Below are 16,292 nucleotides of genomic sequence, written 5' to 3' on the forward strand. Positions count from 1 at the left end.
TAAGTTCTCAAATTACGAATCTACTTGGAGAATCCCATGTTGTTTTTGCCAAAGTCGCCAATAGTCTCCTCGTTTTGCAATCAGTGCCTCATGCGTTCCTGCTTCAGACACATTTCCCTCATGGAGAAAAATAATCTGATGCGCATCTACTACACTTGTTAAACGATGCGCAATCGAAACAATCGTTTTCCCACCTGCCATAAATTTCCTAAACAATAGGTGCATTTCTGCCTCCGCATACGCATCGAGCGCCGAGGTGGCCTCATCCAATAATAGAATTGCAGGATCATGGTACAACGCGCGCGCAATTGCAATGCGTTGTTTTTGACCACCTGAAAGCATGGCTCCATTTTCGCCTAACAAACTAAGGTACGTACTTGGGAGTCGCTCTATGAATGGAGCAATGCCAACTTGTTGGCATAACTGTACCACATGTTTTATATCCGGATACTCTTCTCCCAACGCAATATTTTCAATGACATTTCCTGCAAATAACTCTACTTGTTGAGGCACGAGCCGTATTATTTTCCGTAAACTTTGAGGATGGACCAATTGAATATCATGTGCCCCAATTCGGATTTGGCCATTTGAAATGGGATATAGTTTATGGATCAGCGCAAACAAGGTGCTTTTTCCACATCCGCTTTCCCCTACGATAGCAGTCCACTGTTTATGTTTAAAACGCAATGAACATGATTCTAAAACGTGTGTGCGCGTTCCGTACATAAATCCAACATTTATTAATTGAATATCTCCGATGTCGTCTGTCTCAAGCGTTATAAGCCCATCACTTTTCTCCACCTCCAAATCCATGATATCAAATAATCGCTCGGAGGCAATAATCGCGTGTTGGACCGCTTTGTTCGCCCCCATTAACGCAAGTATCGGATTCGTAACAAAACCCACTAACGCATAAAATGAGAATAATTCCCCCGGCGTTATGGAGCGATCTAGCACATATCCCGCCCCTTGCCACAAGACGGCAATCGTAACTACCTGGGAAATCAAGAGGGTACTGTTGGCCGTAAACAGTGCGTTTTTACCTCCCTGGTAAGCTGTTAGCAAAAGTTTAACAAATCTATTCTCCGCTTTTTGTTGAATAAAGGAGGCAATGCCAAATTCTTTTATCGACCGATTATGCTGCAAAGATTCCACCACGTGAATTTCAACTTGGGCTGCATCTTCCATGAGCCGACGCTCCATGCGTTTGTTTTGCCAGTTTGCCAACCAGTATACCAGTCCATATGCCGGGATGGCCCATACCAGAAGCATCGCTAATGGGCCATAGGTTCGAAACATTAAGGCCAACGTAAATACCAGGACAAAGCAATTCACCAATAAATCCATGGCAACGTCATTGATAAAATGGCGAATTTTAATCGCATCATTCAGTCGGGACGTTATCTCTCCTACGCGCATCGTATCAAAAAACGCCTGTGGTAAATGCAAGACATTTTGGTAGTATCCTAAAAGCAATCGCGCATCCATTTGCATACCCGTTTTCATAACCATTAAGGACTTGTTTGCGCCGATAAAAACTTGAAGGATAACGATGCCTAACATCCCGACACTCAATAAATTAAGTAGGTTGCGGTTGCCGTCAACGAGGACGTAATCAGTGATTTTTTGGATGTAAATGGACATCCCTAAGCCGAGCAATGTATATAAAAGGGCACCAAGTATCGCTTGTATCCAGATTGTCCGATGGGGCTCCATTAATTTCCATAGGCGGAAAAGGGGCGTAGTTCCAGCCGAGAAAGGCTTAAATGCGTCCCCTGGAATGGCCAACAAAACTACTCCGGTCCAAATATCCATCCAACGGTCCTGTGTATACTTTTCCATCTCGCCGGTGATTGGATCCATAACTTTTACGTGGCGCGAATTTACGCGGTAGATTACCACGTAATGCTGCAAGCCATTTTTTAGGTGGAGATGCGCTATGGCAGGTAAAGGCATTTCAGTCATGACCTCCCATTTACCGCGGATGCCCTTTGACTTAAACCCCATTTTTTCGGCCGCTTGGCGTAGGCCTAAAATTGTTGTTCCTCGCAAATCTGTACTTGCCAATTGACGAATTCGTGCAATCGGAATTTGAATTTTATAATAATTTCCAATCGATGCCAAACAGGCAGCACCACAATCCTTGATATCGTGCTGTTTTACCCGAATAGAGGCCATGTTATGATTTTTGTCCGTTTGTGATCGGATTCAACCAAGCATCTATGTGATCAAACAATAATTGATACAAGCTTCTGCGTGTCACGATGAAATGTGCAGATAGCGTCATCCCTTTTCGAATGCCCGCTTGATAGCCATTCTTGAGTTTGAGGTGCATGCGATTGAGCCGACAACGTACTTTGACGAAAAGTTGATCATTTTGCTGGCTGACGTGTTGGTCGATGTCAACGACCTCTCCTTCTACTAATCCCCAATAATTATAGTTGTAGGCATCCATTTGAAATCTGACCCGTTGTGTTGCATGGACTAATCCAATATCTTGTGTGGCAACTAAACACTCGACGACCAATTTTTGATCAGGTGAAATTTCAGCAATTACATGTGTATTATTTATAAAGGTTCCTGCGGCATACCCTTTGTAGTTGACAATTGTCCCTGAAATCGGTGCTATAATGACATACTGTTTCTGTTCAAGCCTCAGCTTTTTCAAATTGGCTGTTTGGGTTTGACGGCTTGTTTTTAGCTCAGTTCGCTGACGTTCCCAATGACTTTGTTGCTTCTTAGTGGCCATGTTAAGTTGATTCGTAAGGTCATCCAAAGCATGTACATGTTGTTCATATTCGAGCGGGGGAATCACCCGCGCATCGAATAATACTTGATTGCGTTTCAACGTAGTTTCCGCCTGATGTACCTTCCCACCTAGTTCTTTTAATTGCGCTTGGTATTGGGCGTAGTCGGCCTGCATAGCTAGCTGCCCAAAGGACAAATCCGAACCACGCAACGCGCGACTCAGATCCGCTAACTCGTGTTGATTTTGGAGGAGTTTCCCTGTCGTCAACTGCATCTCTGTGTTCAGAATGCCAGGATCCAAAATGAACAAGGTATCGCCCTTGGCGACTTGTTGGTTTGCCTTAAAATGTACCGAAAGGATTTTGCTCGCGACCATATTGGTAATCGGAACATTTTCAAACGAGCTCCGCACAATTCCACGACTTTGGGAGCTGATGTCAACAAAAATATAGGGGAGTGCGAAGAGAAAACTGATTATCAGTATGACTAATACGATGTAGATGGAGCGCGTATTTACATGGGTTTTGGCCCATAGATTTTCAACCGTATAGGTGACGTTTGCTTCTACTGAATTCATTGCTTAGTGGGTTAGGTAGACAATCGCTTAGATTGTTTCCTTGAAATTGCGACATAAGCGGGAGAATACGAAATGAGTCAAATGGCAACTCGGATAAAAATAAGGGGTATAGCCTGAAAAATAGGCCTTTTAGGGCCTTTGGAGGCACAAATTCCAACTACTTGGCAAAATGTATGGACTTAGTAAAATGAGCCCCAGGCCCCATAAAAAAGCCCTGAACAATGAATGCTCAGGGCTAATTTCAATAGGACCAACGTCTAGCGTCTAAAGCCTAGCGTCTAATTCGCTACGCTTTCTTTCACCTCTTCTACTTCTGTCGCTGTTGCTTTTTCTAGTTGCTTTACTTCTTCAGCTGAAGTAACTAAAATATCAAGGTAGCGACGAACACCCGTTCCTGCAGGAATTAAATGCCCTACAATTACGTTCTCTTTCAAGCCGTCTAGGGTATCTACTTTGGCACGGATTGAAGCCTCAGAAAGAACTTTCGTTGTTTCTTGGAAGGATGCAGCCGAGATAAATGAATCTGTAGCTAACGAAGCCTGTGTGATTCCTTGTAAGTTAGATGAAGAAACGGCTGCTTGTGCATCACGTACTTTCATCAATTTCAAGTCACGGCGTTTCAATGATGAGTTCTCATCACGTAAAGCGCGTGCGGTAAGGATCATACCTGCTTTATATTTCTCAGAATCACCTGCGTCTAAGATTACTTTCTTGTCTAGGATCAAGTCATTTTCTTGACGGAAAACAAAACGATCTACGTTTTGATTTTGCAAGAATTGCGTATCACCTGGCTCAAGGATTTCAACTTTTTGCATCATTTGGCGTACAATACACTCAATGTGCTTATCGTTGATTTTTACCCCTTGAAGGCGGTATACATCTTGGATCTCATTAACTAAGTATTCTTGAACCGCAGTTGGCCCTTTAATTTTCAAGATATCAGATGGCGTAATCGCACCATCAGATAATGGCATTCCAGCACGTACGAAGTCATTATTTTGTACCAAGATAAAACGAGTCAATGGCACTAAGTAACGGCGTTCTGTTCCTTCTTTTGGCGTTACGATAATCTCACGGTTACCACGTTTGATGATACCGTATGAAATTACTCCGTCAATTTCAGAAACGACTGCTGGGTTGGAAGGGTTACGTGCTTCGAATAATTCCGTTACACGTGGTAGACCTCCGGTAATGTCACGCGTTTTACCTGCTGCACGTGGAATCTTAGCGATAATTTGACCCGCTTTGATTTTCTCCCCGTCGCTGATAGTTAAACGAGCTCCTACTGGAACGTTGTATACCAAATTCTCCTTGCCTTTTGCTGTAATAAGAACCGATGGGTTTTTCGTCTTGTCTTTCGACTCGATAATCACCTTCTCGCGCATACCTGTTTGCTCATCCGCCTCTTCTTTGTAGGTATTGTTTTCTTCGATTGCCTCGAATTCAATTTTACCTTCAGCTTCAGAAAGGATAACCGCATTGTATGGATCCCAAACGCAAATTTCATCTCCTTTTTTGATTGCTTGACCTTCTTTAACACGTAAGAATGAACCGTAAGGGACGTTATTCGAGATCAACACCTGCTTATTAGCCGGGTTGATAATCTGAACTTCACCTGAACGACCCATGACGATTTCCGTCAAGTTACCGTCAGCATCCGTTGAGTTTACGGTACGAACTTCTTCAAAGTTCACAACGCCATCAAACTTCGCTTTAACGCTCGCATCTAAGGAAACGTTTTGGGCTGTACCACCCACGTGGAAAGTACGTAATGTCAACTGCGTTCCTGGCTCACCAATAGACTGCGATGCAATTACACCTACTGCCTCACCGATGTTCACCATGCGTGCTGTAGAAAGGTTACGTCCGTAACATTTCGCACAAACACCACTACGCGTTTCGCATGTTAATACCGAACGAATTTCTACCGAATCGATAGCAGTTTCATCGATTTTTTGAGCTGCAATTTCTGTAATTTCCTCACCAGACTCAACGATTAACTCGCCAGAAACTGGATCAATTACATCATGTACAGAAACCCGACCTAAGATACGCTCAGATAATGGCTCGATGATCTCGTCATTATCTTTCAATGGGAATACTTCAATACCACGAAGGGTACCGCAATCTTCTTCATTCACGATAACATCTTGAGCAACGTCATGTAAACGACGTGTTAAGTAACCCGCATCGGCTGTTTTCAAGGCAGTATCTGCCAAACCTTTACGCGCACCGTGTGTCGAGATAAAGTACTCCAATACGTCAAGACCTTCTTTAAAGTTAGAAAGGATTGGGTTTTCGATGATTTCACCTACTGAACCTTGTAAGTTCTTCTGAGGCTTCGCCATCAAACCACGCATACCACCTAGTTGGCGAATCTGCTCACGAGAACCACGGGCTCCCGAGTGCATCATCATGTAGATGGCGTTAAATCCTTGGTTATCCTCTTCCATCTGCTTCATCAAAGTCTCGGTAATTTTCGAGTTAACTTTTGTCCAGATGTCAATAACTGCGTTGTAGCGCTCGTTATCTGTGATTAAACCCATTAAGTAGTTGTCCCAAACCGCTTGAACATCTTCCTGTGCTTTCTTCACTAATGAAGCTTTCTCAGCAGGAATTTGAACATCGCCAATACCCATCGATAAACCACCGTGGAAGGCTTGTTGGAAACCTAATTCTTTGATATCATCCAAGAATTGAGCTGTACGTGCCATACCACAAATTTTGTGAACTTGTGAGATGATTTGTTGCAACTTCTTCTTTGTTAATAACTCATTGATGTAACCTACTGCCTCGGGTACACACAAGTTGAATAATACACGGCCAGCAACAGTTTCCACCATTTCTTCTACCAATGTACCATCATCCTTACGTACCGTAGCTTTCACAACGATGTTCGCGTGCTTCGACAATTTCTTCTCGTTCAAGGCGATAACAACCTCCTCAAATCCGTAGAAACGGGATGCTTCACCTGCCACTTTGTGGTCTGGTGTCGACTTACGTCCTTTAGTTACATAATATAAACCTAACACCATGTCCTGAGATGGTACCGTAATAGGGGCACCATTCGCTGGGTTCAAGATATTATGCGATGCAAGCATTAATAACGAGGCTTCCAAAATCGCTTCATGTCCCAATGGAACGTGAACCGCCATCTGGTCACCATCAAAATCGGCGTTAAATGCCGTACAAGTCAATGGGTGCAATTGGATCGCTTTTCCTTCAATTAATTTCGGTTGGAACGCTTGAATACCCAAACGGTGTAACGTAGGAGCACGGTTTAAAAGAACTGGGTGTCCTTTCATGACGTTTTCCAAAATATCCCAAACCACTGGATCCTTACGGTCAACAATTTTCTTCGCCGACTTAACTGTCTTAACGATTCCACGCTCGATCAACTTACGGATAACAAACGGCTTGAATAATTCAGCCGCCATATCCTTAGGAAGACCACATTCGTGCATTTTCAATTCTGGACCTACGACGATAACCGAACGACCTGAATAATCGACACGCTTACCTAATAAGTTTTGACGGAAACGACCTTGCTTACCTTTCAACATATCTGAAAGAGACTTCAAGGCACGGTTACCTTCTGAACGAACCGCATTTACTTTACGTGAGTTGTCAAATAAACTGTCAACAGCCTCTTGCAACATACGTTTTTCGTTACGTAAGATTACCTCTGGCGCTTTGATCTCGATCAAACGCTTCAAACGGTTGTTACGGATAATCACACGACGGTATAAATCGTTCAAGTCAGACGTTGCAAAACGACCACCATCTAATGGCACCAATGGACGCAATTCTGGTGGAATTACAGGAACCATTTTGATGATCATCCACTCAGGACGGTTATCGATACGGCCGATTGACTCACGGAAAGCTTCAACAACTTTCAAACGCTTCAAAGCCTCAGCCTTACGTTGTTGAGAAGATTCCGTATCCGCTGCATGACGAAGATCAGCTGATAAGCTGTTCAAGTCGATGCGCGTTAATAACATATTTAACGCGTCAGCACCCATTTTCGCGATGAATTTCTGTGGATCTTCATCAGGAAGGTGTTGGTTCTCGCGTGGTAATTTATCCAAGATATCTAAGTACTCGTCTTCCGTTAAGAAGTCAAGGTATTGGCTACCAATCTTTCCTTCTTCCGCGTACATACCTGCTTGAACGACACAATACCGCTCGTAGTAGATAATTTGATCTAATTTCTTAGTAGATAATCCAAGCATGTAACCGATTTTGTTCGGTAAGCTACGGAAGTACCAGATGTGTGCAACTGGAACCACTAATTCGATGTGGCCCATACGCTCACGACGTACTTTTTTCTCAGTCACCTCTACACCGCAACGGTCGCAGATGATTCCTTTGTAACGAATACGCTTATATTTTCCGCAATGACACTCCCAGTCCTTAGTTGGACCGAAAATACGCTCGCAGAACAAACCGCCCATTTCGGGTTTGTAGGTACGGTAATTAATAGTCTCCGGTTGAGTTACCTCACCGTTTGAACTTTCAAGAATCGACTCCGGTGATGCCAATGAGATGGTCACTTTTTGGAAATCGCTGTTCAGTTTTCTCGTCTTTTTAAATGACATTTTCGATGTATTTAATTGGAAAATGATTTCTTTTTAAGGGCCGGGGTTAGCGGCCCGATAAATGATTACTCAAGTGTGATTTCAAGAGCTAAACCTCTCAATTCGTGAATCAATACGTTGAATGATTCTGGAATGTTTGGCTTAGGCATATTCTCGCCTTTCACAATTGCTTCGTACGCTTTGGCACGGCCGATCACGTCATCCGACTTCACAGTTAAGATCTCTTGCAAGATATTCGCTGCTCCGAAGGCCTCAAGTGCCCAAACCTCCATCTCACCGAAACGCTGACCACCAAATTGAGCTTTACCACCCAATGGTTGTTGTGTAATCAATGAATATGGTCCAATTGAACGTGCGTGCATTTTATCATCTACCAAGTGACCAAGTTTCAACATGTAAATGATACCCACAGTTACCGGTTGATCAAACATATCTCCCGTTAAACCATTATATAAGTAGGTACGACCCCAGTCAGGTAATCCAGCTAACGTTAATTCAGCTGCTACTTCTGCCTCAGTTCCACCGTCGAAAATTGGGGTTGCATAACGCTTACCTAATTTTTGACCAGCCCAACCTAATACAGTCTCGTAGATTTGACCTAAGTTCATACGAGATGGTACTCCAAGTGGATTCAATACGATATCTACCGGTGTTCCATCTTCTAAGAATGGCATATCTTCCTCACGTACGATACGAGCTACAACACCCTTGTTACCGTGACGACCCGCCATCTTATCACCTACTTTCAACTTACGTTTCTTCGCGATGTAGACTTTCGCCAACTTCACGATTCCTGCAGGTAATTCATCACCTACTTCAAGAACGAAACGCTCACGCTTAAATCGACCTGCGATTTCATTACGCTTCACGTTGAAGTTCTTAATTAAGTTCATGAACAATTTGTTCAATGTTGCATCTGAAGTTGCCTCTTCTACGATCAAGTCAGAAAGCAAGTTGGCTTCTTCTTGAACCGCGTACGTAGACTCATCACGATACATGTTTTTATCTGGGAATAATAATTCTTCGATGTTCTTCGCTGAGAATTTAACACCCTTCTCCACGATTACCGTGCCGAATTTGTGCTTGATGCCCGCGCAAGTTTTACCAGCTAATATAGCTACAGTCTTCTCGATCATTTGGCGACGAATCTCCAAAAGGTCCTTACTGTATTCTTTCATTAACTTCTTCAATTCTGCTTTCGATTTGTCACGCTCTTCCTTATCCTTCTTAGGACGTGCGAACAATTTCGTATCGATAACCACACCTTTTAATGATGGTGGCGCTTTCTTCGAAGCATCTTTTACATCACCCGCTTTGTCACCAAAGATGGCACGTAATAATTTTTCTTCTGGCGTTGGATCCGACTCACCTTTAGGTGTAATCTTACCAATCAAGATATCTCCTTCTTTCACTTCAGCACCTACGCGAACAACACCGTTCTCGTCTAGGTTACGAACTGTTTCTTCGGAAACGTTTGGAATTTCAGATGTCAATTCCTCTTCACCACGTTTGGTATCACGAACTTCTAATTCGAATTCTTCAATGTGGATCGAAGTAAAGATATCGTCACGAACAACTCTTTCTGAGATTACGATCGCATCCTCAAAGTTATAACCTTGCCATGGCATGAACGCCACTTTCATGTTACGACCCAACGCTAATTCTCCCGCCTCAGTTGCATAACCTTGGCAAAGCGCTTGACCCTTCTTTATTTTCTCCCCTTTGAAAACGATCGGCTTTAAGTTGATCGTTGTATCTTGGTTCGTTCTGCGGAATTTGATCAATTCATATGTCTTCATTGATCCGTCGAAGCTAATCAACGCCTCTGATTCAGTTTGATCGTAGTTGACAACAATTTTCAATGCGTCTACATATTCAATCACACCATCACCTTCAGCAACAACTAACGTACGTGAGTCAATCGCTACACGGTGCTCAAGACCAGTTCCTACAATAGGAGCTTCTGGACGTAAAAGCGGTACCGCTTGACGTTGCATGTTGGATCCCATCAAAGCACGGTTCGCATCATCATGCTCCAAGAATGGAATCAATGAAGCGGCAACCGAAACGATTTGGTTAGGAGCTACGTCCATGTATTGTGCATCCGCTGGGTTAACCAATGGGAAGTCACCTTCAAAACGAGCCTTAACGCGATCCGTTAAGAATTTACCTGTTTTAATATCGATGGTTGCATTCGCCTGAACGATGTTTTTGCCATCTTCTTCTTCAGCTGTCAAATATTGAACATTGCTTGACGTATCTACTTTACCTCCATCAATCAAACGATAAGGTGTTTCAATGAATCCCATCGAGTTCACTTTCGCGTGAACACAAAGAGATGAAATCAAACCAATGTTTGGTCCCTCTGGAGTTTCAATCGTACACAAACGACCGTAGTGCGTATAGTGAACGTCACGAACCTCGAAACCAGCTCTTTCACGTGAAAGACCACCTGGCCCTAGTGCCGACATACGGCGCTTGTGCGTTATCTCAGCCAATGGATTCGTTTGATCCATGAATTGAGATAGTTGGTTCGTTCCAAAGAATGAGTTAATCACCGACGATAATGTACGGGCATTGATCAAGTCAACCGGTTTGAAATCTTCGTTGTCACGAACATTCATACGTTCTTTGATCGTACGCGCCATACGTGCAAGACCTACACCGAACTGAGCATATAATTGCTCACCTACCGTACGAACACGACGGTTAGATAAGTGGTCAATATCATCGACTACCGCACGTGAGTTGATCAAACCGATCAAGTACTTCACGATAGAAATGATATCTTCTTTAGTCAATACTTTGACATCCATTGGGATATCATGACCTAATTTTTTATTGATACGGTAACGACCTACTTCACCCAAATCGTAACGCTTGTCCGAGAAGAACAAGTTTTGGATGATGTCACGAGCAGTTTGCTCATCTGGTGCGTCTGTATTACGTAATTGCTTGTAGATAACTTCAACGGCCTCTTTCTCTGAGTTCGATGTATCTTTTTGCAAGGTATTGTAAATGATATTGAAGTCAGAAACGTTCACGTCATCTTTGTGCAAGATAACTGTTGCCGAACCTGATTCTAAGATTGTCTCAACTTCGTTTTCTGTGATAACGGTATCACGCTCGATTAAGATCTCGTTACGGTCGATAGAAACTACCTCACCTGTATCTTCATCTACGAAGTCTTCTTGCCATGTTTTCAAAACACGTGCCGCCAAACGACGACCTACGATGCCTTTCACAGCTTTTTTATCTACTTTGATTTCTTCAGCTAAGCCAAATAAATCCAAGATATCCTTGTCATTTCCGTAACCGATTGCACGAAGCAATACTGTTACTGGGAATTTTTTCTTACGGTCGATGTACGCATACATCACATTGTTAACGTCCGTAGCAAATTCAATCCAAGATCCCTTGAATGGAATGATACGAGCAGAATACAATTTCGTTCCGTTTGTGTGCTTCGATTGCGCGAAGAAGACACCTGGTGAACGGTGTAGCTGAGAAACGATTACACGCTCGGCACCGTTGATCACGAATGATCCACGCTCGGTCATGTAAGGGATGTTTCCTAAGAAAACCTCTTGTTCGATGGTTTGGAAATCCTCGTTGTCTGTGTCATTACAGATCAAACGCAATTTCGCTTTTAAAGGTACTGAATACGTCAAACCGCGATCGATACACTCATCTACCGAATACTTCGGTGGATCTACTGAGTAGTCGACAAACGACAAAACGAAATTTTCCCGCGAATCCGCAATTGGAAAATTTTCAGCAAATACTTTAAATAAACCTTCGTCCGTACGGTTTTCCGCAGCTGTCTCTAGCTGGAAAAAATCCTGGAAGGATTGGACTTGGATATCCAGAAAATCTGGATAATTGATCACAGACTGCGTTTTCGCAAAGCTGTGTCTTCCTGTGGCAGTGATGTTACTCAAGGCTTTATACGTTTTAAATTAAAATGAAAAATGGCCCTTAGGCACAATTTCTCGCCGTTTTCGACGAAAATTAAAAGCTGAATGCCTCGTAGATGATAAAATGATTTTCCCTTTGCGCCTCCCCTACGATAAGAGATTTGTGTTTCAGAAAAACATTTGCGGATTTACCCGAAGGCTTTAATCCTAAAATAGCCTGCAAAAGTAGGGAAAGTTTTTTAAAGTACAAATAGGAGAGGGAAGTTTTTTTTGCAGTGGTCAGTGGGCAGTAGTCAGTAATCAGTAGTCAGTAATCAGTGGCCAGTTGCTAGTCACTAGTCGCTAGTGGGCATTGGTCTGTATTCAGTTCTTAACTCTTACATCTCACCTCTTACCTCTTACTTCTTTATCAATTAACTGATACAATGATTTTATCTAGGATTCGTTTAGCAATTGAATTTAACTTCGGACTATCTCCCTCCGGACTGATTACTGATTACTAATTACTGACTACTGCCCACTGATTACTGACCACTGCCTACTGCCCACTGACCACTGCCTCCTATGCTCCCTCGCCTAAAATACTACCTCCGCTTTACCCTTGGAATGACACGCAATGAACTGAGGGGTGCGATGGTATTGGTTGCGTTAATCGTTTTTGGGATGGGGCTTGATGCGATTCTACGTTTTCGCGCTCGCCAAAAAGTTATTGGTTTTTTGGACCCGATTCAATTAGAGGTGAAGTACAGCCGTATGGAGGTTACTCAGAAAATCCGTTTGGCAAAAAAATATCCAAAGCCTTATTATTTTAAGGCATCATGGTCTCCGCGAAAACAGGATGTTTGGACGATCGACATGAACGCGGCGGACTCCTTAGCTTGGGTAGCCTTACCTGGCATTGGACCAGGTTTCGCCAAACGTATTTTGAAATTTAAAGAGCAGTTGGGTGGATTTTATCAGGTAAGCCAATTAAAAGAAGTGTACGGAATGGATACAGTCTGGGTAGAGCGCTATCGGAAGCGGTTTCATTTGGGCGCGGGAGTCTATCGAAAATTACAGGTGAATCGCTTGCTTTGGCAGGAATTTCGGCATCCTTACTTACCTTATGCGCAAGCCAAGCTGTTTTTGAATTATCGAAAACAGCACGGGGCGGTTCGGGATTTTGATGAATTAAGCCAAATTAAGTTGTTAGACATGCGTATTTGGGAGCGCTTGCGTCCTTACCTTGCTTTTGACCCATAAAAAATCGTTAAATTTGCGCCAACAAACACTTCAATTCATACTATATATGTCAACAGGCTTTTTTAAAGTACCTACACCGATTAATGAACCCATTTTAGGGTATGCCTCGGGGTCTGCAGAGCGGACAAAATTGCAACAAACGATCGCAGATTTACGCGCTAAGCAGGTAGATATTTCGATGCGTATCGGAGGTAAATCGGTGAAAGGCGCTAAAAAAATGCCGATGACATGTCCGCATGATCACCAACACGTGTTAGGATATTATTATGAAGGGGGTAAATCGGAAGTTGCTTCGGCGATCGATTCAGCCTTATCTGCACATAAAGCATGGTCGAGTACCCCTTGGGAGCGCCGGGCAGCAATTTTTTTAAAGGCTGCAGAATTGTCGGCAACGAAATATCGGATGCAATTAAATGCGCGGACGATGTTGGGGCAATCCAAAAACGCTTTTCAAGCAGAGATTGATGCAGCTTGTGAGTGGGTAGATTTTTTACGTTTCAATGTTCATTATGCATCGCAGATCTATGCGGATCAGCCAGTATCATCGCCGGGTGTTTGGAATCGGGTGGAATATCGGGCTTTGGAAGGTTTTGTTTACGCGTTGACGCCGTTCAATTTTACAGCGATTGCAGGTAATTTACCAGCGGCACCAGCATTGATGGGGAATACGGTGGTTTGGAAGCCGTCGCCCACGCAAGTGTATTCGGCGGGCTTATTAATGGAGATTTTAGAGGAGGCAGGTTTGCCGGCTGGGGTGATCAATTTGGTATTTGCTGATGGACCTGAGGCGGGGGATGTGGTGTTTTCGCACCGTGATTTTGCGGGGGTTCACTTTACAGGATCCACGGCTGTATTTCAAACGATTTGGAAAAATATAGGGAATAACATTTCGAATTATAAATCTTATCCTCGGATTGTGGGGGAGACTGGTGGAAAGGATTTTGTGGTTGCTCACCCTTCTGCAGATGCGAAAGCATTAGCTGTTGGATTAATTCGGGGAGCCTTTGAATATCAGGGTCAAAAATGTTCGGCTGCATCTCGTGCGTATGTCCCGTCTACATTATGGCCAAAGGTAGAGGCTTATTTAAAGGAAGATTTAGCGGCTATTCGGATGGGCGGCACGGAGGATTTTGGAAATTTTGTGAATGCGGTGATTGATGCGAAGGCGTTTGGTAAGATTGCTGGATTTATTGCGGATGCTAAAAAGGATGTGGATGTGACGGTTGTGGCGGGAGGAAATTGCGATGATTCGAAGGGATATTTTGTGGAGCCAACGGTTTTATTGACTAAGAATCCGAAATCGAAAACGATGGTTGAGGAGATTTTTGGACCTGTATTGACGATTTATGTTTATCCGGATACGGAGTGGAAGCAAACGTTGACATTGGTTGATGAGACATCTGCTTATGCGTTGACAGGGGCCATTTTTGCCCAAGATACCTATGCATTGGAGGAGGCGAAGGCAGCATTAGTAAATGCGGCGGGCAATTTATATTTAAATGATAAGTGTACGGGGGCGGTGGTTGGCCAGCAGCCATTTGGTGGTGCGCGTGCTTCGGGGACGAATGATAAGGCGGGATCGTATTTGAATTTGTTGCGTTGGGTTTCGCCGCGTACGGTGAAGGAGGTATTTGTGTCGCCGGTTGATTTCAGGTATCCATTTTTGGGATAAATTTATAATAAGAAAGTATTTTTTATCAATAGGGCATTTCCCAAATCCAAGCAGGGAAATCAGCGTTGCAAACAGTAAAGAATTTCTTAGTTATTAGGCCTTATTTTTATTGGCCTAACTCCTGAATTCCGTTGATAGGTAGGTGTAGATAGCTATTCCCAGAATGGCTAAAATACCTCCTGCTAAAGCAGCGGTGAATGCAGAAGTAAGACTATTCGTGGTATTAAAGATTATTTCAGCTGGTACTACTGTTGACACAAAACCAATAAAAAATGCCCAATTGAGGGGTATGGTTTTTACGGGGTAAAGCGTAGTATGGCAAGATTTGCAAATGGTGGTGCTGTTTATGTTAAAATTTAAAAGCTCTTTGTAGGAGATTTTGGCTAAACATCTGTCGCAAGAAAAGTTGTTTTTTGGCATGATTAGTTGAGTTTTGGTTGTTGAATTAGAAAAGGGTAATTAAAATAGGAGAGCAAGTTTCCATCCTACTTTACATCAAAAGCCAGCATTAATTCCAACTACCGCGCTGGCGACCTTTTTAGTTAATCTTCGTATTTGCGCTATAATATAGCAGGGAAGTTCATAATGAATTTTCGGAAATCCATTTTCCCGTTTGTTCCTGCTTTCTTACTTATGTTTTGTCGGTGACGCTTAATGGCATTTTCGGAAATCGCTAGTTGGACTGCTATTTCCTTTGAGCTGAATCCATCTTGGATAAATCGGATAATATGAATTTCTCTAAAGGTTAAGTCATGAATTTCGAGCCTGTGATGTATCATATGATTTTGGGGTAGGGGGTAGTCTATAATTAGTTTTGTGGTTTAAGTGGTTTTGTCCCATGTGGGCAGTGGAATCTGTTGGGTGGGTATCAGGTAATTCAGTGTGTTTGATTTCATCTTGTGTAAACTAGGTATATAATAAATGAAAACAAGGCTCCTCTCTCATTTTATCAGTTAATTGATAAAGTCAAAATGCATCATTTGTGGGCTTGATATTTTCTGATGTGTTGGATTTTTTGGAAAATATGTAGTTGGGATTTGATTAATCTCTCTTGATTCTCAGCGAATTAGGTATTTGGGTACAAATTTATTCGTGTAGTGAGTTGGTATTTATAAATTATTCCTACATCTTTGCACTCCCAATTGCTAGGAAAACGATTCTAGCGCATTGACTGGCGGTATGATTGCTGGGTTTAGACTTAGTGATTATTCAAGAAGTTAAAAGAGTTCTTTGACGTGTTGGTAGAAATAAAGACGAGGTTAGTTCTTTAAATGAGCTAATCAGAATAAGTAGCATTCAAGACAAGGATGTAGACAATTTTCTTATATTAAAATAAGAGCAGTCAAACATCCAAAGATTATTTACAATGGAGAGTTTGATCCTGGCTCAGGATGAACGCTAGCGGCAGGCCTAATACATGCAAGTCGAACGGTGTCTTCGGACATAGTGGCGCACGGGTGCGTAACACGTATGCAACCTACCTTACATTGGGGGATAGCCTTTCGAAAGGGAGATTAATACCGCATAAGACAGTA

At 42.8% G+C, this 16,292-nt stretch carries 8 protein-coding genes and 1 rRNA gene; 3 read left to right on the top strand and 6 right to left on the bottom strand.

Translation table 11 applies throughout. From position 1 onward, the window contains the following. Positions 1-12 precede the first annotated feature (12 nt). From ACIQ6T_RS08525 to rpoB, 4 genes are all read right to left on the bottom strand, one after another. Entirely contained in the window at positions 13-2,178 is a 2,166-nt protein-coding gene (locus ACIQ6T_RS08525) for a peptidase domain-containing ABC transporter (protein ID WP_395785475.1), read from the bottom strand. A 1-nt stretch (position 2,179) separates the two neighbouring features. Next, positions 2,180-3,325 (bottom strand): HlyD family secretion protein, encoded by a 1,146-nt coding sequence (locus ACIQ6T_RS08530; RefSeq protein ID WP_395785476.1) that lies wholly within the window; start codon positions 3,323-3,325, stop codon positions 2,180-2,182. 278 nt (positions 3,326-3,603) lie between these two features. After that, positions 3,604-7,926: a DNA-directed RNA polymerase subunit beta' gene (gene rpoC, locus ACIQ6T_RS08535; protein ID WP_395785477.1), complete on the bottom strand. Its 4,323-nt coding sequence runs from the start codon at positions 7,924-7,926 to the stop codon at positions 3,604-3,606. 65 nt (positions 7,927-7,991) lie between these two features. Continuing rightward, a complete protein-coding gene (gene rpoB, locus ACIQ6T_RS08540) occupies positions 7,992-11,867 on the bottom strand; it encodes a DNA-directed RNA polymerase subunit beta (RefSeq protein WP_395785478.1) in 3,876 nt (1,291 codons plus the stop codon). A 540-nt stretch (positions 11,868-12,407) separates the two neighbouring features. Here rpoB and ACIQ6T_RS08545 point away from each other — a divergent pair. Together ACIQ6T_RS08545 and pruA are read left to right on the top strand one after the other, a co-directional pair. Next, entirely contained in the window at positions 12,408-13,085 is a 678-nt protein-coding gene (locus ACIQ6T_RS08545; protein WP_395785479.1) for a helix-hairpin-helix domain-containing protein, read from the top strand. Between the two features lie 46 nt (positions 13,086-13,131). Next, positions 13,132-14,757 carry an L-glutamate gamma-semialdehyde dehydrogenase gene (gene pruA / locus ACIQ6T_RS08550; protein ID WP_395785480.1) on the top strand — a complete coding sequence of 542 codons (1,626 nt, stop codon included), beginning with the start codon at positions 13,132-13,134 and terminating at the stop codon, positions 14,755-14,757. A 114-nt stretch (positions 14,758-14,871) separates the two neighbouring features. Here pruA and ACIQ6T_RS08555 read toward each other — a convergent pair whose 3' ends face one another. Next, positions 14,872-15,015, bottom strand: a complete 144-nt coding sequence (locus ACIQ6T_RS08555) for a hypothetical protein (RefSeq protein WP_395785481.1) — start codon at positions 15,013-15,015, stop codon at positions 14,872-14,874. Between the two features lie 302 nt (positions 15,016-15,317). Beyond that, positions 15,318-15,536, bottom strand: a complete 219-nt coding sequence (locus ACIQ6T_RS08560) for a helix-turn-helix transcriptional regulator (protein WP_395785482.1) — start codon at positions 15,534-15,536, stop codon at positions 15,318-15,320. A gap of 584 nt (positions 15,537-16,120) precedes the next feature. Between ACIQ6T_RS08560 and ACIQ6T_RS08565 the strand changes: the two genes are divergently transcribed. Beyond that, positions 16,121-16,292, top strand: a 16S ribosomal RNA gene (locus ACIQ6T_RS08565); the annotation flags it as partial.

This window comes from Aquirufa sp., from assembly GCF_044377215.1.
Lineage (GTDB): Bacteria > Bacteroidota > Bacteroidia > Cytophagales > Spirosomataceae > Aquirufa.